Here is a 20,112-nt window from a genome sequence, read left to right as displayed (position 1 = left end):
GGCCGGTGGCACGGTGGACGGTACTGCCCCGCCGCACTCGGCGGGGCGGTACTGCATCGCCGAGTTCGGAGTAAGACCATGGCGGAACTGCTAGACGACCATCCCACTCTCTCCACCGTCCCCGCGGCCGCCTGCGAGCCCGACCCACCCGGGCCACCCGACGAGACGGCACGCGCCCGGGCCATCCTGGCCGCCCAGCCCGTCACCGAGGGATACGCCGAACTCCCCGGCTCCCTCGACCCCGAGGACCTGCCGCCCGTCCGCGCCGCGGAGGCCGGGGCCCAGCTATGGTCGCTGCACGTGGAGGCCGACGAGGGCGTCATAGGGACCCTGCGCCGGATCGACGCCGTCCGGGCCGTCGTCGCCGCCTGCCCGGAGGAGCTGCGCCTCGCGTACACCACCTCCGAGATGGCCCACGCCCGCAACTGCGGCCGGGTCGCCGCGCTGCTCGGGCCGGTCGGCTGGACCGCGCTCGGCGGCTCGGCGGCCACCCTGCGGGCGTACCACGCGCTGGGCGTACGGGCCGTGAACCTCACCCGGTTCGACCGCTTCGCCCGTGAGGCCGTACGGGAGATGAACCGCATCGGCCTGGCCGTGGACCTCTCCGGAGCCGACCAGGACGCGGTCCGCCGCACCCTGGCGGTGACCCGCGCCCCGGCCCTGCTGACCCGGGCGGCCCCGGAGGGCCTGCCGGACGACGTGCTGCGCCTCCTCGGCGGGAACGGCGCCGTCTGCATGGTCACGGTGACCGACGACCCGGCCGCCGTCGCCGACGTCCTCGACCGGGTGCGGACGGAGGCGGGCGCGCGCTGCGCGGGCGTCTCGCACACCACCGACCCGGCCGTCGGCTACGTGCCGCTCTTCGCGGAGCTGCTCCGCCGGGAGTGGACCGCCCAGGAGCTGGTCGGGCTCGCGCACGCCAACGTCACCCGCGCGCTGCGGGAGACGGAGTTCCTGGCCCGGACGAACCGCATCCGCCCGGCCGCGGCCTGACCGCACGTACGCGGAAGGAGGGGGCGCACCACGTGCGCCCCCTCCTTCCGTATGCCCGTATGCCCGTATGCCCGTGGGCCCGGCCGTCCGTGTGCCCGGCCGTCCGCGGGTCTCAGGCGCGGGGGCGGCCCATCGCCCGGTACGTCCAGCCGGCCGCCCGCCAGCGCTCCGCGTCCAGCGCGTTGCGGCCGTCCAGGATCACCCGCGAGGTCGCCACCGCGCCGAGCTCCGCCGGGTCGAGCTCGCGGAACTCCCGCCACTCCGTCAGGTGCAGCACCACGTCCGCCCCGCGCACGGCCTCCAGGGCCGAGTCGGCGTATCCCAGGGTGGGGAAGACGCGGCGCGCGTTGTCCATGCCCTTGGGGTCGTAGACGGTGACCTGGCCGCCCTGGAGGTGTATCTGGCCGGCGACGTTGAGCGCGGGGGAGTCGCGGACGTCGTCCGAGTCGGGCTTGAAGGTGGCGCCGAGCACGGCCACCCGGCGGCCCAGGAAGGTGGACCCGCCGAGGGCCTCCCGCGCCATCTCCACCATCTGGCCGCGCCGCCGCATGTTGATCGAGTCGATCTCGCGGAGGAAGGTCAGCGCCTGGTCGGCGCCCAGCTCGCCGGCGCGGGCCATGAAGGCCCGGATGTCCTTGGGCAGGCAGCCGCCGCCGAAGCCGATGCCGGCGCGCAGGAACTTCGCGCCGATCCGGTCGTCGTGCCCGATGGCCTCGGCCAGCTTGGCGACGTCGGCGCCCGCGGCCTCGCACAGCTCGGCCATCGCGTTGATGAAGGAGATCTTCGTGGCGAGGAAGGAGTTCGCCGACGTCTTCACCAGCTCGGCCGTCGGGAAGTCGGTCACCACGAACGGCGAGCCCTCGGAGACCGGGACGGCGTACACCTCGCGCAGCACCTTCTCCGCCGCCTCGTCGTGGACGCCGACGACGATCCGGTCCGGGTGCAGGGTGTCCTGGACGGCGAAGCCCTCCCGCAGGAACTCCGGGTTCCAGGCCAGCTTCACGCCCTCCGGCAGTACCGCCGCGAGCCGTTCGGCCGAACCGACGGGCACGGTCGACTTCCCGACGACCAGGGCCCCTTCGCGGACGACCTCGGAGAGGGAGGCGAAGGCGGCGTCCACATAGCTCATGTCGCAGGCGTACTCGCCGTGCTTCTGCGGGGTGTTCACACAGACGAAGTGCACGTCGCCGAAGGCGCCCACCTCCTCCCAGGAGGTGGTGAAGCGCAGCCGCCCGCTCGATCCCTCGATGCCGGCCACGTGCTTCGCGAGGAGTTCCTCGAGGCCCGGCTCGTACATCGGGACGCGCCCGGCGGCCAGCATCTCGATCTTCTCGGGGACGACGTCGAGGCCGAGCACGTCGAAGCCCAGTTCCGCCATGGCCGCGGCGTGGGTGGCGCCGAGGTAGCCGGTGCCGATCACGGTGATCTTCAGGGCCATGCGGGTCTCCAGTGAACGTCGGGCGGAATGCCTGCCCGAGCATAGTCGTGCCCTGGTCCGGGGCCCCGGCACGCCCTACCATTTGGGTTACTTAACGGTAGTTAGCAAGCGTGGGAGTGAGTGAGCGTGTCAGGTTCTGCCGATTTCGACCTCTACCGGCCCTCCGAGGAGCACGAGATGCTCCGGGAGTCGGTCCGTGCTCTCGCGGAGGCGAAGATCGTTCCGTTCGCCGCGGCGGTGGACGAGGAGGGCCGCTTCCCCCAGGAGGCGCTGGACGCGCTGGTCGCCAACGACCTGCACGCCGTGCACGTCCCGGAGACCTACGGCGGCGCCGGCGCGGACGCGCTGGCCACGGTCATCGTGATCGAGGAGGTCGCCCGCGCGTGCGGCTCCTCCTCGCTGATCCCGGCCGTCAACAAGCTCGGCTCGCTCCCGGTGATCCTGTCGGGCTCCGAGGAGCTCAAGCACCGCTACCTCGGCCCGCTGGCCAAGGGCGACGCGATGTTCTCCTACGCCCTGTCCGAGCCCGACGCGGGCTCCGACGCGGCCGGGATGAAGACCCGCGCGGTGCGCGACGGGGACTTCTGGGTCCTCAACGGCGTCAAGCGGTGGATCACCAACGCCGGCGTCTCGGAGTACTACACGGTGATGGCCGTCACCGACCCCGACAAGCGCTCCAAGGGCATCAGCGCCTTCGTCGTGGAGAAGTCCGACGAGGGCGTCTCCTTCGGCGCCCCGGAGAAGAAGCTCGGCATCAAGGGCTCCCCCACCCGCGAGGTCTACCTCGACAACGTCCGCATCCCCGCCAGCCGCATGATCGGCGCCGAGGGCACCGGCTTCGCCACCGCCATGAAGACCCTCGACCACACCCGCGTCACCATCGCCGCCCAGGCCATCGGCATCGCCCAGGGCGCCCTCGACTACGCCAAGGGCTACGTCAAGGAACGCAAGCAGTTCGGCAAGCCCATCGCCGACTTCCAGGGCGTGCAGTTCATGCTCGCCGACATGGCCATGAAGCTCGAGGCCGCCCGCCAGCTCACCTACGCCGCCGCCGCCAAGTCCGAGCGCGTCTCCGCCGGCGGCGACAAGGAGGACCTCACCTTCTTCGGCGCCGCCGCCAAGTGCTTCGCCTCCGACGTCGCCATGGAGGTCACCATCGACGCCGTCCAGCTCCTCGGCGGCTACGGCTACACCCGCGACTACCCCGTCGAGCGCATGATGCGCGACGCCAAGATCACCCAGATCTACGAAGGCACCAACCAGGTCCAGCGCATCGTCATGGCCCGCAACCTCCCGTAACCACCAGCCCGTTGAAAGGAGACAGGCCGTGACCCTGAAGATCGCAGTCTGTGTGAAGTACGTCCCCGACGCGACCGGCGACCGCGGTTTCGCCGATGACCTGACGACCGACCGCGAGGCCGTCGACGGTCTGCTGTCGGAGCTGGACGAGTACGCCGTCGAGCAGGCGCTGCGCATCTCGGAGGAGGCCGACGACGCCGAGGTCACCGTCGTGACCGTGGGCCCGGACGACGCCAAGGACGCGCTGCGCAAGGCGCTCTCCATGGGCGCCGACAAGGCCGTCCACGTCAACGACGACGACATCCACGGCTCCGACGTCATCGCCACCTCCGCGATCCTGGCCAAGGCGCTGGAGAAGACCGGCTTCGACCTGGTCGTCTGCGGCATGGCCTCGACCGACGGCACGATGGGCGTGCTGCCGGCGCTGCTCGCCGAGCGGCTGAGCCTGCCGCAGGTCACCCTGCTCTCGGAGCTCTCCGTGGAGGACGGCCTGGTGAAGGGCCGCCGTGACGGCGACGCCGCCACCGAGCTCCTGGAGGCCCCGCTGCCGGCCGTCGTCTCGGTCACCGACCAGTCCGGCGAGGCCCGCTACCCCTCCTTCAAGGGGATCATGGCCGCCAAGAAGAAGCCGGTCGAGGAGCTGGACCTCGACGACCTGGACATCGACGCCGACGAGGTGGGCCTGGCCGGGGCGTGGACCCTGGTCGACTCCGCCACCGCCCGTCCGGCCCGTACCCAGGGCACGATCGTCACGGACGAGGGCGACGGCGGCAAGCAGCTCGCCGCCTTCCTCGCCACCCAGAAGTTCATCTGACCCGCCGCCGGTCACCCACCCACACAGGAGCTACGAATCATGGCTGAGATCCTGGTTCTCGTGGACCACGCCGACGGTGCGGTCCGCAAGCCGGCCCTCGAACTGCTGACCCTGGCCCGCCGCATCGGCGAGCCGTCGGCGGTCGTCCTCGGCGCCGGCGAGGCCGCCGCCGCCATCGCCGCCAAGGCCGGCGAGTACGGCGCGGCCACCGTGTACGTCGCGGATGGCGCGGAGTTCACCGAGCAGCTGGTCGTGCCGAAGGTCGACGCGCTCACCCAGCTCGCCCAGGAGAAGGGGGCGGCCGCCGTCCTGGTGACCTCCTCCGGCGAGGGCAAGGAGATCGCCGCCCGGGTCGCGCTGCGCCTCGGCTCCGGCCTGATCACCGACGCCGTGGAGCTGGAGGCCGGTGACAGCGGCCCGGTCGCCACGCAGTCGGTCTTCGCCGCGTCGTACCAGGTGAAGTCGACGGTCTCGCGCGGCGTTCCGGTCATCACCGTGAAGCCGAACTCCGCCGCCCCGGAGGCCGCCGCGGCCGCCGGTACGGTCGAGAACGTCACCGTCGCCTTCACCGGCAACGCCGCCAAGGTCGTCTCGCGCACCCCGCGCGTCTCCACCGGCCGCCCCGAGCTGACCGAGTCCGCGATCGTGGTCTCCGGCGGCCGCGGCGTCGGCGCGGCCGAGGGCTTCGCGGTCGTCGAGAAGCTGGCCGACTCGCTCGGCGCGGCCGTCGGCGCCTCCCGCGCCGCCGTGGACGCCGGCTGGTACCCGCACTCCAACCAGGTCGGCCAGACCGGCAAGCAGGTCTCGCCGCAGCTGTACGTCGCGGCGGGCATCTCCGGCGCGATCCAGCACCGGGCCGGCATGCAGACGTCGAAGACGATCGTCGCGGTCAACAAGGACCCCGAGGCCCCGATCTTCGACCTGGTCGACTACGGCGTGGTCGGCGACCTCTTCGAGGTGCTGCCGCAGCTGACGGACGAGATCGGCTCGCGCTGATCCCAGCGAGAAGGGGGCGGGTGGCACTCTGTGCCACCCGCCCCCTTCTTCGTGTCCGCGCTCAGTACCAGTTGTCGAGCGGGACCTCCTCGCAGAGCCGGACGACCGGCCGGCGCCCGGCGACGGTGCTGCCGGCGAGCTTGACCCGGACCCCGGGGCGTACCGCGTGCAGGGGTCCGTCGACACGGCAGCGGACCACGAAGCCCTCCGTCATGTGGACGGGCCAGAGGTCCGCGTCGGCGGCGGCGACCCCGCGCCGTACGGAGATCACGCCTTCGCCCTCGCTGAGTTCGGGCTCGAGCTCGGTCGACCCGCAGGTCGGACAGAGCAGGCGCTGGAACGCCGTGGTGTGGCACCAGCGGCAGCGCTGGAAGTAGAGCTCGGAGTCGGGGGCCGTTTCGTCGGCCTGGACCGTGGTCCCGCTCCTCAGTCCCGTGGTGAACACGATGCCTTCTCCTTGCACTCGGCGGCTCGACCGTGCATGGGAGCAAAGATATGGCACTGAGTGCCATGAAATAAAGACCTGAGTTCCCTCAATTCGAGATACTGAGAACCCCGTGACCGCGAGCGCCCCTCGGGTCAGCTCTCGCCGAGGCTCGACTCGACCTCGCGCACCACGCGCCACATGGGGGTGGACCGCTTGGTGATCACCACGACGATGTCCTCGGACTCCTCGGCCGGCGTCTCCGTCGCCGCGTCCGGGCTCCAGGTGGCGCGTACGAACTCCAGGGCGTGGTCGACCTCCGCCTGGGGGTCGCCCTCCCCGCCCGAGCGCAGCCAGTGCCGCAGGGCGTGGTTGTGGGCGGCGACCACGGCCGCCGCGGCCACGTTGGCGCGCAGGGTGCCGTCCCTGCGGTCGGCCCACCGGGTGCGCAGGTAGTCGCCGAGGGTCTTCTCGTACCGCCAGACGACCGAGAGCTCGTAGGTGCGCAGTCCGGCCACCTCCCGGGTGAGCCGGTAGCGCTGCACGGAGAAGGTGGGGTTCTCGGAGTACATCCGCATGACGAGCCGGGCGGCGTCGCAGACCCGGACGACCGGGTCGTCGGAGTCGGCGCTCGCCGCCAGGAACCGGGTCATGTCGGCGAGGCACTGTTCGTGGTCGGGGAAGACCACGTCCTCCTTCGACGGGAAGTACCGGAAGAAGGACCGCCGGCCGACGCCGGCGAGCGTGACGATGTCGTCGACCGTGGTCTGCTCGTAGCCCCGCTCGAGGAAGAGCTGGAAGGCCGCGGCGATGAGGGAGTCCCGCATCGCGGGCTTCGTGGAGTTCGTCGACGCTGTTCCCATGGCCCGAACCTAACACCCGGACCGATCCCCTGTGGCACTTGGTGCCGGATCAATCCGGCACCGAGTGCTCTCCAGGGGGTACGGAGGCTCAGCGGGGCGCCATGCGCAGGGCGCCGTCCATCCGGATCGTCTCGCCGTTCAGGTAGTCGTGCTCGGCGATCATCGTGACGAGCCGGGCGTACTCCTCCGGGCGGGCCAGGCGCTGCGGGAAGGTGACGCTCGCGGCGAGACCGGCCCTGACCTCCTCGCCGAAGCCGGCCATCATCGGGGTGTCGACGATGCCGGGGGCGATGGTGACGACCCGGATGCCGAACTGCGCCAGGTCACGGGCGGCGGTGACGGTCATGCCGGCGACGCCCGCCTTGGAGGCGGCGTACGCGATCTGGCCGACCTGGCCCTCGAAGGCGGCGATGGAGGCCGTGTTCACGACGAGGCCGCGCTGACCGTGCTCGTCGGGCTCGTGCCGGGCGATGGCCTCGGCGGCGAGCCGCATCACGTTGAACGTGCCGAGCAGGTTGACGTTGAGCACCGTACGGAACAGGTCGAGGTCGTGCGGTCCCTTGCGGCCCAGGATGCGGGCGGACGGGGCGATGCCGGCGCAGTTCACGGCGAGCCGGAGCTCGGCGCCGTCGGCGTCGAGCGCGGCGAGGGCCTCGCGGACCTGCCCCTCGTCGGTGACGTCGGCGGCGAGCAGCCGGACGCCCTCCGGGAGCGGCCCCGCGGCGGCCACCGCCTTGTCGAGGTCCAGGCCGTAGACGGTGGCGCCGCGGGCGGCGAGCGCGGCGGCGGTGGCGGCACCGAGACCGGAAGCGGCACCGGTGACGAGAGCGGCGGAGCCGGCGATGTCCATGGAACTCCTCGTTCGTGTCGTGCGGGTGCGACCCTGCCGCCGGGATGGCCGCCGGATCGGGCGCGTGCCCGCGGAGGACCGCGCGGTCCGCGCGATCTGCGCCGCCCACCATAGAACCGCCTGCCGCACCGCAGGAAGCGCAGGCCGCGCGCTCGCGAGGAGGGGAAGGCACCGCGGCGGGCGGGGGCACGCGCGCGCGAGGGGAGGGAGGAGGGGGCACGCGCGCGAGGGGGAGGTCACGCGTTCGCGAGGAGGTAGTCGACCGGTCGTAGACTCTCGCCATGGGGCGAACGAGCGACGCGCGGGAGCGCATCCTGACCGCCGCGGAGGCACTGCTGCTGTCGCGCGGCTACTCCGCCCTGGGCGTGGCCGAGATCTGCGCGGCGGCCGGCGTCCCGAAGGGGAGCTTCTACTACTTCTTCGCCTCGAAGGAGGAACTCGCCCTCGCCGTCGTCGACGAGCACTGGGCCGGCCGGCGTGCCGGGTGGGAGCGCGCGCTGGCCGCGGACGTCCCTCCGCTCGCGCGGCTGCGACGGCTGTACGCGTACGCCGAGGACGGCCTGCGCGCCGACCGGGAGACCTGCGGGGCGGTCACGGGCTGTCTGCTCGGCAATCTGGCGCTGGAGATGAGCACCCGGACGGAGAGCGTCCGGACGCGGCTGCGGGAGATCTTCGACGAGCAGGTCCTGCTGCTGGAGGGGGCCGTCGCGGACGCGCGCGGGCGCGGCGAGGTCAGGGTCGCCGACACCCGCGCGGCCGCCCGGGCCCTGGTCGCCCAGCTCGAAGGACAGGTCCTCTTCGCGAAGCTGTACGACGATCCGGGGCGCCTCGGCGTCCTGTGGGCGGACTCGCTGGCCCTGCTGGGCGCCGAGGCGGCTCCGGCCGCCGGGTGACCCTCGTCAGAAGGGCCTGGTCGGCAGGTACTTGCCGTCGAGGGTGATGACCGCGCGCTCGCCGCCCTCGGGGTCGGCGACCTTCTTCACGTCGAGCCTGAAGTTGATCGCGGAGATGATGCCGTCGCCGAACTCCTCGTGGACGAGGGCCTTGAGCGTGGTGCCGTAGACCTGGAGCATCTCGTAGAAGCGGTAGATCGTCGGGTCGGTGGGGACGGAGCCGTCGAGGGAGCCTCGGGTGGGGATGGCCTGGAGGAGCCGGACGGCGTCCTCGTCGAGGCCGAGGAGGTCGGCGACCGCCTTCGCGGACGCCTCCGGAAGGGCGTGCTGGCCGAGTACGGCGGCGGTGGTGTAGGCGACGGAGAGGCCGGCGGCGTCCGCGATCCGCTGCCAGGTCAGGTCCTTGACGATCTTGGCCTCGACGGCGGCGACGGCGAGTTCACGGCGGGCGGTGGGGTCGAACTGGGCGTGCACCATGAGAGGGACGTCCTTTCCTGTGGGTGGTGTGCTGCGGAGGAGGGGCGAGGCGAGGGTCAGGCCGCGAGCGGGGGGGCGCTGCGGGGCGGTGAGCTCCTCGACGGTGCCGTCGGCGATGTCGAAGACCCAGCCGTGCAGCCGTACGGCTCCCTCGGCGAGGGCGCGGGCCACCGAGGGGTGGGTGGCGAGGTTCGCGAGCTGGGCGGCGACGTTCTCCCGTACCAGGGCGGCCACGTCCCCCGGCCGGCCCGCCGCGGCCGTGCGGGCCAGGGAGGCGTCGGCGTGGCGGAGCCAGGTGGCGACGGTGGGCGCGCCGCTCAGGTCGCGGCCCTCGGCGAGCGCGGTCATCGCGCCGCAGGCGGAGTGCCCGCAGACGATGACGTCCTGGACGCCGAGGACGGTGACGGCGTACTCGACGGCCGCGGCCACCCCGTCGCCGCCCGGGGTGTGGGCGGGGACGAGGTTGCCCGCGGTGCGGACGACGAAGAGTTCCCCGGGGTCGGTCTGGGTGATCAGTTCGGGTACGACGCGGGCGTCCGAGCAGCCGATGAACAGCGTCCCGGGGCGGTGGTCGGTGGCCAGGCGGGCGAAGAGACCGGCCTTGGCAGGGAAGACCTCCCGCTGGAAGCGGGCGATTCCCTCGGCGAGATGAGGCATGTCCTCAGCCTGCACGACCAGCAGGTATAGCGTCCAAGACGCACTGTCGATGTCTGCTATAGATGCTATCTATGGTCCGCTCTACACTCGTTCCATGCAGCCGGAACTCCGCCATCTCCGCTATCTGCTCGCCGTCGCCGAGCACGCCAACTTCACGCGCGCCGCCGAAGAGCTCCGGATCGCCCAGCCGACGCTGTCCCAGCAGATCAAGCAGCTGGAGAAGGCCCTCGGGGTGCTGCTCCTGGACCGCACCGGCCGTACCGTGCGCCTCACCGACGCCGGGGAGGCGTACGCCGGGTACGCCCGGCGCGCACTCCAGGACCTGGCGGCCGGCGAACGGGCGGTCCACGACGTGCACGACCTGTCCAGGGGCCATCTACGACTCGCCGCCACCCCCACCTACACCGCCTACCTCACCGGCCCTCTCGTCGCCGCCTTCCACACCCGCCACCCGGGCATCACCGTGGAGGTACGGGAGTTGACCCAGGACCGCATCGAGGCCGAACTCCTCGCCGACCGCCTCGACCTCGGCATCGCCTTCGCGAGCGGCCACCCGCCGGGCATCGAGGCCACCGAGCTGTTCACCGAGACCCTCGGCCTGGTCGTGGGCCCCGGCCACCCCTTCGCCGGCCGGACGGAGCCCGTGCCGGCCGAGGAGCTGAACCACCATCACCTCGCCCTGCTCAGCCGGGACTTCGCCACCCGGCGGCACATCGACGCGTACGTCTCCGAGCACGGCCTCCGGCCCCGGATCGCGGTGGAGGCCAACGCGGTCGGCGCCCTCACCGAGATCGTCCGGCGCACCACCCTGGCCACCGTCCTGCCCGACGCCGTCACCCGGGACCACCCGCATCTGAGCCCCGTACCGCTCTCCCCCGCCCTGGCGACCCGCGGCGTCACCCTCCTGCGCCGCGCGGCCGACTACCGGAGCGCGGCCACGCGGGCGTTCACGGAACTGGCCACGGGCTGGGGCGAGGGCGAAGGGGGTCAACCGATCGGATGACCTCGGGGTCCGCCGTTGCGGGCGCCGGGTGCAGCCGGGACGACGACGGGCCGGGCGTGGGGGCGCCCCAAGGATGGAAGGGAAGCGGGCCACGCACTTCCGACGGCCCGCGAAGTCCACCGAGTCCACTGGAGCAGACCCCATGAAGCACGTGAAGAAGACCTCGCGCACCCGTGTCGTGACCGGTGGCGCGATCGTCGCCGCGCTCGCCCTCGGTGGTTTCGGCGCCTACTCGGCGAGCGCCACCGGCGAGAACACGACGGCCGCCCCCGCCGCGGCCGTCGCCAAGGCGGACGCGAAGAACAAGAACACGACGCGGTCGACGCACCTGACGATCGAGGCCGCGACGAAGGCCGCGCAGGCGACCCTGGACGCCGCGGAGAAGGAGAACCAGCGCGTCTCCGTCGCCGTCGTCGACCGCAACGGCAACACCATCGTCACCCTCCGCGGCGACGGCGCCGGCCCGCAGTCCTACGAGTCCGCCGTGAAGAAGGCGTACACCGCCGTCTCCTGGAACGCCCCCACCTCCGAACTCGCCAAGCGCCTCACCAACGCCCCCACGCTGAAGGACATCCCCGGCACCCTCTTCCTCGCCGGCGGCGCCCCCGTCACCGCCAAGGGCGCCCCCATCGCCGGCATCGGCGTCGCCGGCGCCCCCTCCGGCGACCTCGACGAGAAGTTCGCCCAGGCCGGCGTCGCCACCCTCGGCAAGTAACCCCCTGACACCGGCGGCACCCTCGGTCCCTGGCGCGCCCCAGGACGGCGCGTTCCGTCACTCCCCGGGGGTGGCGAGAGCCCCCTTCTCGGGTGAGAAGGGGGCTCTCGGGTGCTGCGGCGTCGTGGCTCCTACGCCTGCGCCAGCCCCCGGCTGATGACCAGGCGCTGGATCTGGTTGGTGCCCTCGAAGATCTGCATGATCTTCGCCTCGCGCATGTACCGCTCGACGGGGAAGTCGCGGGTGTAGCCGTAGCCGCCGAGGACCTGGACGGCGTCGGTGGTGACCTTCATGGCGGTGTCGGTGGCGATGAGCTTGGCCGCGCTGGCCTGGCGGCTGAAGGGTCGGCCGAGGTCGCGGCGGCGGGCCGCGTCCAGGTAGGTGGCGCGGGCCGCGTCGACGGCTGCGGCCATGTCGGCGAGGAGGAAGCCGAGGCCCTGGTGGTCGATGATCCGGCGGCCGAAGGTGGTGCGCTGGTTGGCGTAGTCGACGGCGGTGTCGAGGGCGGCCTGGGCGAGGCCGGTGGCGCAGGCGGCGATGCCGAGGCGGCCGCTGTCGAGGGCGCTGAAGGCGATCTGGAGGCCCTGGCCCTCGTCCCCGACGAGCCGGTCCGCCTCCAGGAGGGCGCCGTCCCAGTACGCGGAGGTGGTGGGTACCGCCTGGAGGCCCATCTTGCGCTCGGGAACCCCGAAGCTCAGGCCCTCGGTGGCGCCGGGGGCGAGGAAGCAGGAGATGCCGTGGCTGCCGGGCGCGGTGCGGGCGAAGAGCGCGTAGAAGCCGGCCTTGCCGCCGTGGGTGATCCACGCCTTGGTGCCGGTGACGCGGTAGCCGCTGCCGTCGTCCTGCCGCTCGGCCTTGCAGGCGAGGGCGGCGGCGTCGGAGCCGGCCTGCGGCTCGGAGAGGCTGTAGCCGCCGATGGTGCGGCCCTCCAGCATCGCGGGCAGCCAGCGTTCCTTCTGCTCGGGGGTGCCGAAGGTGTGCAGGGGGTGGCAGGCGAGGGTGTGGACGCTGGTGGCGACGGCGACGGCCGCCCAGCGTGCGGCGAGCTCCTCCAGGACCTGGAGGTAGACCTCGTAGGGCTGGCCTCCGCCGCCGTACTCCTCCGGGTACGGCAGGCCGAGGAGCCCGGTCTCGCCCAGGGTCGCGAAGAGCCCTTCGGGATAGGTCTCGGCAGCCTCGTGCTCGTCCACCCGCGGAGAGAGCTCCTTGTCGGCGATCTCCCGGGTGAGGGCGATGAGGTCCGCTGCCTCGGGGGTGGGAAGCAGGCGGTCGACATCCATGTGCGACTCCAGCGGCGCGCAAAGTGGTACTGGGGAAGGTACTGCAGTACCGATGAGAGTAGCGCAGAAGGGAACCGCCGTAACCCCCCGGGAACGCCGGCCTGGAATACTGACCTGGTGATCGAGACCTCAGCCGCCGACGCCCCGAAGCTGACGGGCCGCGGCGCGGCCCGCCGCTCCGCCCTCTTCGAGGAGCTCGTCGCCCTCCTCGTCGGCGAGGGTTTCGCCCGGCTGACGCTCGACGATCTCGCCGCGCGGCTCCGCTGCTCGAAGCGGACGCTGTACGGCCTGGCCAGCAGCAAGGAACAGCTGGTCCGGGCTGCCGTCGTGCACTTCTTCCGGCGGGCCACGGCCCGGGTCGAGGCGGTCCTCGCCGCCGCGACCGATCCGGCCGAGCGCCTCGCCGCCTATCTGCGGGCGGTCTCGGCCGAGCTGGCGCCGGTCTCTCCGCAGTTCTTCGACGACGTGGCGGCGTTCGAGCCGGCGGCGGAGGTGTACGAGCGCAACACGCGCGCGGCGGCCGGCCGGGTCCAGCAGCTGATCGAGGAGGGCGTGCGCGCGGGCGTCTTCCGCGAGGTGCACGTGACCTTCGCGGCCGACGTCATCTCCTCGGTGATGGTCCGCATCCAGCGGCGCCAGGTGGCCGCGGCCACCGGCCTCGCCGACGCCGAGGCGTACGAGCAGCTGGCCGAGCTGCTCCTGAGCGGCCTCCGCAGGGCCTGACCTCCCCGCGGCACCGGCGGTCCCCCCGGTGCCCGGGCGCACCTCGGGAAGGCGTCCCGCCCGCTTACTTCAGAGGGCGAGTTAATGCCAAAGACAAGAGGGGACGGCGAATCCGTCAGCGGTATGTTGAGCTGAGGACTACTCCACCAGGGGGCCCAGTGACCATGCGGAACGGCCGCACCGTGCGTGACCTGCGACGCGAGAACCGCACCGCAGTCCTCCAGCGCCTGTACTTCGACGGGCCGATGAGCCGTTTCGAGCTGGGCCCCGCGACCGGACTGAGTTCGGGTTCGGTCAGCAACGTGGTGGCGGAGCTCGTCTCCGAGGGTCTGGTGGAGGAGGCGGGCAGCGTCGACTCGGCCGGCGGGCGCCCCCGCATCCTGCTCAGGGTCACCCCGGGCAGCGGCTGCATGATCGGCGTGGACGTCGGCGAGACCCGGGTCCGGGTCGAGCTGTTCGATCTCACCCTCACCGAACTCGCGCGCACCGAACGCCCGCTGGCGGCCGACAGCCCCCACCCGCACGACCGGTACGAGGTCGGGGTCGTCGTGGAGCACATCCGCGAGGGCATCGCCGAGGTGCTGCGGACCGCGGACATACCCCCCGAGCGTCTCCTCGGCGTCGGGGTCGGCGTGCCGGGGATCGTGGCGCCGACCCCCGAGGACGGCGCCGTGGTGCACGGGCAGACGACCGGCTGGGACGCCGTCCCGCTGGAGCGGCTGCTGCGCGCGACCGGGGCCCTGCCCGCTTCGGTGCCGTACTGGATCGACAACGGCGCCAAGACCCTGGGCCAGGCGGAGATGTGGTTCGGCGCCGGGCGGGGCGCCCGCAGCGCCGTGGTCGTGCTCTTCGGTTCGGGCGTCGGCGCCTGTGTCGTGACGGATCCGATGGGGCCCGGCCGGGCTCTCGAATGGGGCCACCTGACGGTACGGGTCCGCGGCCGGCGGTGCCGCTGCGGCGCCCTGGGCTGCCTGGAGGCGTACGCGGGCGCCGAGGCGCTGCTCGAACGCTGGCGCGAGGCCGGCGGGCGGCCCCCGGCCGGCGCGGACGAGGAGACGGCCCTGACCTCGATGCTCGCCGCGGCCTACCCCGCCGATCCGGACAAGGAGCCCGACGCCGCGGCTCTGGGCGTCCTGGAGGAGACCGCCGAGTACCTCGGCGCCGGCTTCGCCGACCTGATCAACCTCTTCCAGCCCGAGCGCATCCTCGTCGGCGGCTGGGCCGGCCTCCAGCTCGGCGCCCGCTTCCTGGAGACGGTCAAGGGCCACGCGATGGAGTACGCCCTGGCGTACCCGGCGGCGCGGGTCGCCATCGGCATGGGGAAGCTGGGGCCGGACGCGGTCACGGTCGGTGCGGCGATCCTGCCGCTGGACGACTTCTTCTCCCGGGGCGGACGGCGCGCGGAGTCCGAGGCGGAGGCCCCCGGCGAGCAGCCGGCCTGGGCGTCGACCGTACGGGACCGGACGGCGCACTGAGAGGTGCGCCGCCCGGTCCGTCATACGGGGAGGACCGCGGGGCGGTCCGTGGTGCGGATCAGGGGTACGAGACCACGGTGGACGGCACGGTGGAGGTGCCCGAGGTCGGCGCCCCGACGTCGTTGATGACGTGCTCGTACTGCCCGTTGCCGCCGAGGGAGACCACGAGCAGGTCGTGGAACCTGACGCCGGGCTTCACCGGGGCCCGGAAGCCGTGGTCCTGACGGATCGTCGGGTCCACGTTGTAGTAGCAGTAGCTGCCGAGTCCCCAGCCCTCGTGGGTGGTGACGGAGTCGTCGACGCGGTAGGCGGCGTAGCCCTTGTGGGGCCCGTCCTGGACGGCCGCCTGGTTCGGCGCGTCGTACGCCTTCTCGTTCTGGAAGAAGATCGTGCGGCCGCGGTCGCCGAACCACTCGACGTCGTACTTGTTGAAGTGCTCGACGAACAGGCCGGTGGCCAGGACGTCGTCGCCGTACACCCGGACGCCGTAGTCGGCGCGGTTGGTCTCCCAGCCGACGCCCTCGCCGTGGTCGGCACGCCAGACCCAGGTGTGGTCGACGATCGTGTCGTCGCTGTGGACCGCCATGGCGACGGTGGCCTTGCCGGGACCGGCGCCGCCGACGCGGAGGTACACGTCCTGGACGGTCGTGGGGTTGGCGGCGTGGTCGGCGGCGGCGTTCTGCGTGCCGACCTCCAGCAGGACCGGGGAGTTGACCGGTCCGGCGTCGATCAGGAAGCCCGCGAGCCGGACGCCGTCGACGTCGGCGACCTTCATCGCGGCCACCCCGTTGTCGGGGATGATCGTGGCGAGGCCGAGGCCGAGGACGATCGTGTCGGCGCGGTCGACCTGGATCGGCTGGTCGACGTGGTAGACGCCGGGGGTGAACAGCAGGTGGAGTCCCTGGCGCAGGGCCGCGTTCATGGTGGCGGCGGTGGTGCCGGGCTTGACCACGTAGAACCGGCTCAGCGGGATCGACTGTCCCTGCGTGGTGCCCGAACCCCAGCTGGTGCCGCGGGCGTTGACGCGCTTGGCGGGGGCGAACACCTTGAACTCGCCGCCCTCCCAGTACAGGAAGGGCTTCTCGCGGGAGACGGGCGTGTTGTCGAGGGTGGTGTAGCGGGGCTCGGGGAAGCCCTGCGCCGGAGCGCCCTCGACGCCGGAGAAGACCTGGTTCCACACGCTGTTGGACCAGCCGCCGATGGCGCTGTCGCGGGTGTACCACTGCTGCTGCGAGTAGTTGCCGACCTGGCCGTCGATCTTCGAGTCGGCGATGTAGCCGCCGCTGGCCCAGCCGTAACCGTCGGGGGCGAGGTTCAGGCCGCCCTTGACGTGCATGCGGCGGAACGAGGACGCCTGTGAGACGGCCCACCGGTCGGTGCCGCTGACCGGGTTGAGGGCGAGGTTCTCGGCGGCGCGCCAGAAGTTCTGGGTGGCGTTGCCGTTGAACCAGCCCGCGTCGACGGTCACGTCGCCGTTGATGGTGGTGTCGTCGGGGCGCAGGCCGAGTCCGGCGATCTGGGTGTAGAAGCCGATCTGGGCGTTGAGGCCGTTGTAGGTGCCGGGCTTGAAGAGGAAGGCGTGCCGGCCGGTGCCGAACTGGGCCGACTCCTGCTGGGTGAAGACCTCGTCCAGCTTGGCCTGGATGCCGGGCGTGGACGGGTCGAAGACGTGCACGTTCGGGCCGAGGTCGCCGCCGCCGGGAAGGACCGGGCCGCTGTCGCCGGAGCCGTACACCTGGAACTCCCAGAGCGAGTAGCCGTATCCGGTGGCCCGGGCGGTGCCGTACACCCGGACGTAGCGGGCGGTGCCGGTGACGGGCAGGGACTCGTTGCCGCCGGGGCTGTTCGCCGTGCTGTACGCGCTCGTCCAGGTGCTGCCGTCGGTGGAGAGCTCGATGCGGTACGCCTTGCCGTACGCGGTCTCCCAGCGCAGGTCGACCCTGCTGAGCGCGGCGGGGGCGCCCAGGTCGACCTGGATCCACTGAGGGTCGGCGAACGCGCTGGACCAGCGGGTTCCGGGGTCGCCGTCGACGGCGGCGGTGGCCGGGGTGCCGCCGCTCTCCTGGCTGGAGGCGGTGGCGGGCCTGCCCTGCGAGAGGAGTACGGGGGCGGCCGCGGCGGGGGGCGCCGCGACGAGGGCGAGCAGGCCCGCGAGGAGGGCCGTGACCAGGGCGGCCGCGGTGGCCCGGCGGGTTCCGGGGCGGGGGACGGGGTGCGGCGCTGGGCCGGTCGGGGGTGGGGGTGGCGCGACGCGGGTGCCGGCTGCGGGCATGGGTCGATCTCCTCGGGGATGAGGGGGAGTTGGAGGAGGAGCGCGCTCTCCGCAGCAGATGGTTGCGGTTGTGGCGGGTGAGGGTCAAGGCATTCGACAAGACTTTTCTTTTGGCCTGCATTAAGTAGCGAGAAACAACGGGCGCCCCCGGACGACACTTCCCCCGGCTACGGCTCCGCCGACCCCGGGTACGACTCCGCCCCTCCCCCGTGACGCGCGACGGCGTCACCCGGGAAGGGGCGGGACGGGAAGGGAGGGGGTCAGGCGACGGAACCTATGCGGCCGTCGGGCTCGCGGGGGCCGTCGTGGTGGATCGGGGTGTGGGCACCGGTGAGGGAGAGGCCGCTGCCGCCGCGGCGGTTGGCGACGATCTCGGCGCCGATCGAGAGGGCGGTCTCCTCCGGCGTACGGGCACCGAGGTCGAGGCCGATCGGGGAGCGCAGCCGGGCGAGTTCGAGTTCGGTGACACCGACCTCGCGGAGCCGCTTGTTGCGGTCCTCGTGGGTGCGGCGTGAGCCCATCGCGCCGATGTACGCGACGGGAAGCTTGAGGGCGGCGTGCAGGAGGGGCACGTCGAACTTGGCGTCGTGGGTGAGGACGCACAGGACCGTGCGGCCGTCCACCGCCGTGGACGCCAGGTAGCGGTGGGGCCACTCGACGACGATCTCGTCGGCCTCGGGGAAGCGGGCCGGCGTCGCGAAGACGGGCCGCGCGTCGCAGACGGTGACGTGGTAGCCGAGGAACTTGCCGACCCGGACGAGGGCGGCGGCGAAGTCGATGGCGCCGAAGACGATCATGCGCGGGGCGGGGACCGAGGACTCGACCAGAAGGGTCAGCGGCTGCCCGCAGCGGCTGCCGTCCTCGCCGATCTCCACGGTGCCGGTGCGGCCCGCGTCGAGCATCGCGCGGGCCTCGCCCGCCGCGGTGCGGTCCAGCTCGGGGTGGCCGCCGAGCTTCCCCTCGTACGAGCCGTCGGGACGGACCAGGAGCGCCGCGCCCCTCAGTTCCTCGGGCCCGTCGACGATACGGGCCAGGGCCGCCGCCTCCCCCGTGGCGGCGGCCGCGACCGCGGCGGGGAAGACCCCGCCGCGGACCGGGGTGACGAGGATGTCGATGACGCCGCCGCAGGTCAGGCCGACCGCGAAGGCGTCCTCGTCGCTGTATCCGAACCGCTCGACGACGGTCCTGCCGTCTTCGAGGGCCTGGACGCAGAGGTCGTAGACCGCGCCCTCCACACACCCGCCGGAGACCGAGCCGATCGCCGTGCCCTCGCTGTCGACGGCGAGGGCGGCACCCGGCTGCCGGGGCGCGCTGCCGCCTACGGCCACCACGGTGGCGACGGCGAAGGCGCGTCCCTGCTCGACCCACCGGTGCAGCTCTTCGGCGATGTCCAGCATTTCGGTCTCCTTGGCTGTGTGTGGAGGACGGGGCCAGGCGTCAGCTGACGCCCAGCCAGCCCTCGATCGGGTGAAGGGCGAAGAACACGATGAATATCGCGGTCAGGCACCACATGAACGGGCCGACCTCGCGCGCCTTGCCCTGCGCCACCTTGATGACGGTGTAGGCGATGACGCCGGCCGCGACGCCCGGGGTGATGCTGTAGGTGAACGGCATCAGCACGACGGTCAGGAAGACCGGGATGGCGACGGAGCTGTCACCCCAGTTCACGTGCTTGGCGTTCATCATCATCATCGCGCCGATGACGACCAGGGCGGCGGAGCCGACCTCGCGGGGCACGATCTGGGTGATCGGCGTGAAGAAGAGGCAGGCCGCGAAGAACAGGCCGGTGATCACCGAGGAGAAGCCGGTCCGGGCGCCTTCGCCGACACCGGTGGCGGACTCCACGAAGACGGTCTGGCCGGAGGCGCCGGAGACGCCGCCGATCGCACCGCCCGCGCCGTCGATGAACAGCGCCTTGGACAGGCCGGGCATCCGGCCCTTGTCGTCGGCGAGGTTGGCCTCGGTGCCGACACCGATGATGGTGGCCATGGCGTCGAAGAAGCCGGCGAGCACCAGCGTGAAGACGATCACGCCGACCGTGATGTAGCCGACGTCGCCCCAGCCGCCGAAGTCGACGTCGCCCATGAGCGAGAAGTCGGGGCTGGAGACCGCGCTGCCCTTGAGCTCCGGGGCGCCGTTGGCCCAGGAGCCGGGGCCCTTGGCCGGGACGTCGGCGACCGCGTTGACGATCAGCGAGATGACGGTGCCGGCGACGATGCCGATGAGGATCGCGCCCGGCACCTTGCGGGCCTGGAGCGCGAAGATCGCGAGCAGGGTGACGGCGAAGATCAGTACGGGCCAGCCGACCAGCTCACCGCCGGCGCCGAGGGTGACGGGCGGACCGAACTGCGGGCCGGCGCCGACGAAGCCGGCCTTGTTGAAGCCGATCAGGGCGATGAAGAGGCCGATGCCGATGGTGATGCCGTGCTTGAGCGGCAGCGGAATGGCGTTCATGATCATCTCGCGGAGACCGGTGACCACCAGAAGGCAGATCACCACACCGTAGACGACACACATGGACATGGCCTGCGGCCATGTCATCTGGGGCACGACCTGGGTGGCGAGCACACCGGAGACGCTGAGTCCCGCAGCGAGGACGAGCGGCACCTTGCCGACAAAGCCCATCAGCAGGGTGGTCACCGCCGCCGCGAAGGCGGTCGCGGTGATGACGGCCGAGGACGCGAGGACGTGCTTCTCGACGTCCGGGCCTCCGAGGAGGATCGGGTTGAGCAGGAGAATGTACGCCATCGCCATGAAGGTGGTGACGCCGCCGCGGATCTCCGTCGCGACGGTGGATCCTCTCTCCGAGATGTGAAAGTACCGGTCGAGCCAAGAACGGCCGGCGGGGACGTTGGAGCCGGAGCCCGCATCCTCCGATGCGGTCTTGGGCTCCACAGACGACTGGGTCATGGGGCCTACTCCCAAGGTTCAAAGGGACAC

Annotated in this window: 18 protein-coding genes and 1 pseudogene; 9 read left to right on the top strand and 10 right to left on the bottom strand. The window is 72.2% G+C overall.

From position 1 onward, the window contains the following. Nucleotides 1–78 precede the first annotated feature (78 nt). A complete protein-coding gene (locus ACFVZH_RS21855; protein ID WP_384899317.1) occupies nt 79–993 on the top strand; it encodes a membrane dipeptidase in 915 nt (304 codons plus the stop codon). A gap of 112 nt (nt 994–1,105) precedes the next feature. Here ACFVZH_RS21855 and ACFVZH_RS21850 read toward each other — a convergent pair whose 3' ends face one another. Next, the gene (locus ACFVZH_RS21850; RefSeq protein WP_384899315.1) at nt 1,106–2,431 is read right to left on the bottom strand and encodes a UDP-glucose dehydrogenase family protein; all 1,326 of its coding nucleotides are present in this window, start codon (nt 2,429–2,431) and stop codon (nt 1,106–1,108) included. A gap of 126 nt (nt 2,432–2,557) precedes the next feature. Between ACFVZH_RS21850 and ACFVZH_RS21845 the strand changes: the two genes are divergently transcribed. From ACFVZH_RS21845 to ACFVZH_RS21835, 3 genes are read left to right on the top strand one after another with little or no spacing between them, the layout of a single operon-like run. Further along, nucleotides 2,558–3,730: an acyl-CoA dehydrogenase family protein gene (locus ACFVZH_RS21845; RefSeq protein WP_384899313.1), complete on the top strand. Its 1,173-nt coding sequence runs from the start codon at nt 2,558–2,560 to the stop codon at nt 3,728–3,730. A gap of 28 nt (nt 3,731–3,758) precedes the next feature. After that, nucleotides 3,759–4,544, top strand: coding sequence for an electron transfer flavoprotein subunit beta/FixA family protein (locus ACFVZH_RS21840; RefSeq protein WP_384899311.1), 786 nt, complete (start codon nt 3,759–3,761; stop codon nt 4,542–4,544). A gap of 39 nt (nt 4,545–4,583) precedes the next feature. After that, a complete protein-coding gene (locus ACFVZH_RS21835) occupies nt 4,584–5,540 on the top strand; it encodes an electron transfer flavoprotein subunit alpha/FixB family protein (RefSeq protein WP_384899309.1) in 957 nt (318 codons plus the stop codon). Nucleotides 5,541–5,601: 61 nt separating this feature from the next. On the opposite strand, the gene ACFVZH_RS21830 is transcribed toward ACFVZH_RS21835, so the two are convergent. From ACFVZH_RS21830 to ACFVZH_RS21820, 3 genes are all read right to left on the bottom strand, one after another. After that, nucleotides 5,602–5,985, bottom strand: coding sequence for a zinc ribbon domain-containing protein (locus ACFVZH_RS21830; RefSeq protein WP_384899308.1), 384 nt, complete (start codon nt 5,983–5,985; stop codon nt 5,602–5,604). 134 nt (nt 5,986–6,119) lie between these two features. Continuing rightward, complete coding sequence (locus ACFVZH_RS21825; RefSeq protein WP_384899306.1) at nt 6,120–6,827, bottom strand: TetR family transcriptional regulator; 708 nt, start codon at nt 6,825–6,827, stop codon at nt 6,120–6,122. A gap of 88 nt (nt 6,828–6,915) precedes the next feature. Next, the gene (locus tag ACFVZH_RS21820) at nt 6,916–7,677 is read right to left on the bottom strand and encodes an SDR family NAD(P)-dependent oxidoreductase (RefSeq protein WP_384899304.1); all 762 of its coding nucleotides are present in this window, start codon (nt 7,675–7,677) and stop codon (nt 6,916–6,918) included. Nucleotides 7,678–7,958: 281 nt separating this feature from the next. On the opposite strand from ACFVZH_RS21820, the gene ACFVZH_RS21815 reads away from it, so the two are divergent. Beyond that, nucleotides 7,959–8,570, top strand: a complete 612-nt coding sequence (locus tag ACFVZH_RS21815; RefSeq protein WP_384899302.1) for a TetR/AcrR family transcriptional regulator — start codon at nt 7,959–7,961, stop codon at nt 8,568–8,570. Between the two features lie 6 nt (nt 8,571–8,576). Here the strand turns inward: ACFVZH_RS21815 and cynS are convergent, their stop codons facing one another. Both cynS and ACFVZH_RS21805 read right to left on the bottom strand, forming a co-directional pair. After that, nucleotides 8,577–9,047 (bottom strand): cyanase, encoded by a 471-nt coding sequence (gene cynS / locus ACFVZH_RS21810; RefSeq protein ID WP_384899440.1) that lies wholly within the window; start codon nt 9,045–9,047, stop codon nt 8,577–8,579. A gap of 72 nt (nt 9,048–9,119) precedes the next feature. Then, a pseudogene (locus ACFVZH_RS21805) lies at nt 9,120–9,704 on the bottom strand (carbonic anhydrase); the annotation flags it as partial. A 94-nt stretch (nt 9,705–9,798) separates the two neighbouring features. On the opposite strand from ACFVZH_RS21805, the gene cynR reads away from it, so the two are divergent. Together cynR and ACFVZH_RS21795 are read left to right on the top strand one after the other, a co-directional pair. Beyond that, on the top strand, nt 9,799–10,707 hold the full coding sequence (gene cynR / locus ACFVZH_RS21800; RefSeq protein WP_384899300.1) for a transcriptional regulator CynR: 909 nt from the start codon (nt 9,799–9,801) through the stop codon (nt 10,705–10,707). Between the two features lie 151 nt (nt 10,708–10,858). Beyond that, complete coding sequence (locus ACFVZH_RS21795) at nt 10,859–11,422, top strand: heme-binding protein (protein ID WP_384899438.1); 564 nt, start codon at nt 10,859–10,861, stop codon at nt 11,420–11,422. A gap of 131 nt (nt 11,423–11,553) precedes the next feature. Here ACFVZH_RS21795 and ACFVZH_RS21790 read toward each other — a convergent pair whose 3' ends face one another. Continuing rightward, on the bottom strand, nt 11,554–12,702 hold the full coding sequence (locus ACFVZH_RS21790; RefSeq protein WP_384899298.1) for an acyl-CoA dehydrogenase family protein: 1,149 nt from the start codon (nt 12,700–12,702) through the stop codon (nt 11,554–11,556). Nucleotides 12,703–12,819: 117 nt separating this feature from the next. Here ACFVZH_RS21790 and ACFVZH_RS21785 point away from each other — a divergent pair, with 117 nt between their 5' ends. Then, complete coding sequence (locus ACFVZH_RS21785; RefSeq protein ID WP_384899296.1) at nt 12,820–13,425, top strand: TetR/AcrR family transcriptional regulator; 606 nt, start codon at nt 12,820–12,822, stop codon at nt 13,423–13,425. Nucleotides 13,426–13,583: 158 nt separating this feature from the next. Further along, nucleotides 13,584–14,900, top strand: coding sequence for an ROK family protein (locus ACFVZH_RS21780; protein ID WP_384899294.1), 1,317 nt, complete (start codon nt 13,584–13,586; stop codon nt 14,898–14,900). A gap of 58 nt (nt 14,901–14,958) precedes the next feature. Here ACFVZH_RS21780 and ACFVZH_RS21775 read toward each other — a convergent pair whose 3' ends face one another. From ACFVZH_RS21775 to ACFVZH_RS21765, 3 genes are all read right to left on the bottom strand, one after another. Continuing rightward, nucleotides 14,959–17,172, bottom strand: a complete 2,214-nt coding sequence (locus ACFVZH_RS21775) for a discoidin domain-containing protein (RefSeq protein WP_384899292.1) — start codon at nt 17,170–17,172, stop codon at nt 14,959–14,961. Nucleotides 17,173–17,432: 260 nt separating this feature from the next. Further along, nucleotides 17,433–18,569, bottom strand: a complete 1,137-nt coding sequence (locus ACFVZH_RS21770; protein WP_384899290.1) for an XdhC family protein — start codon at nt 18,567–18,569, stop codon at nt 17,433–17,435. Nucleotides 18,570–18,609: 40 nt separating this feature from the next. Continuing rightward, nucleotides 18,610–20,082, bottom strand: a complete 1,473-nt coding sequence (locus ACFVZH_RS21765; RefSeq protein ID WP_384899288.1) for an NCS2 family permease — start codon at nt 20,080–20,082, stop codon at nt 18,610–18,612. Nucleotides 20,083–20,112 lie beyond the last annotated feature (30 nt).

Source organism: Streptomyces sp. NPDC059534, from assembly GCF_042743475.1.
In the GTDB taxonomy this organism is placed as follows: Bacteria; Actinomycetota; Actinomycetes; order Streptomycetales; family Streptomycetaceae; genus Streptomyces.
Note: the sequence above shows the minus strand (reverse complement) of the source record. Positions and strands in the feature narration are given on the sequence as shown.

Excerpts from the sequence above, each read along its gene's own strand:
- ACFVZH_RS21770 (WP_384899290.1), bottom strand. The coding sequence starts at position 18,569 with ATGCTGGACATCGCCGAAGAGCTGCACCGGTGGGTCGAGCAGGGACGC.
- cynR (WP_384899300.1), top strand. The coding sequence starts at position 9,799 with ATGCAGCCGGAACTCCGCCATCTCCGCTATCTGCTCGCCGTCGCCGAG.
- ACFVZH_RS21850 (WP_384899315.1), bottom strand. The coding sequence starts at position 2,431 with ATGGCCCTGAAGATCACCGTGATCGGCACCGGCTACCTCGGCGCCACC.
- ACFVZH_RS21855 (WP_384899317.1), top strand. The coding sequence starts at position 79 with ATGGCGGAACTGCTAGACGACCATCCCACTCTCTCCACCGTCCCCGCG.
- ACFVZH_RS21775 (WP_384899292.1), bottom strand. The coding sequence starts at position 17,172 with ATGCCCGCAGCCGGCACCCGCGTCGCGCCACCCCCACCCCCGACCGGC.
- cynS (WP_384899440.1), bottom strand. The coding sequence starts at position 9,047 with ATGGTGCACGCCCAGTTCGACCCCACCGCCCGCCGTGAACTCGCCGTC.
- ACFVZH_RS21835 (WP_384899309.1), top strand. The coding sequence starts at position 4,584 with ATGGCTGAGATCCTGGTTCTCGTGGACCACGCCGACGGTGCGGTCCGC.
- ACFVZH_RS21790 (WP_384899298.1), bottom strand. The coding sequence starts at position 12,702 with ATGGATGTCGACCGCCTGCTTCCCACCCCCGAGGCAGCGGACCTCATC.
- ACFVZH_RS21820 (WP_384899304.1), bottom strand. The coding sequence starts at position 7,677 with ATGGACATCGCCGGCTCCGCCGCTCTCGTCACCGGTGCCGCTTCCGGT.
- ACFVZH_RS21765 (WP_384899288.1), bottom strand. The coding sequence starts at position 20,082 with ATGACCCAGTCGTCTGTGGAGCCCAAGACCGCATCGGAGGATGCGGGC.
- ACFVZH_RS21815 (WP_384899302.1), top strand. The coding sequence starts at position 7,959 with ATGGGGCGAACGAGCGACGCGCGGGAGCGCATCCTGACCGCCGCGGAG.
- ACFVZH_RS21825 (WP_384899306.1), bottom strand. The coding sequence starts at position 6,827 with ATGGGAACAGCGTCGACGAACTCCACGAAGCCCGCGATGCGGGACTCC.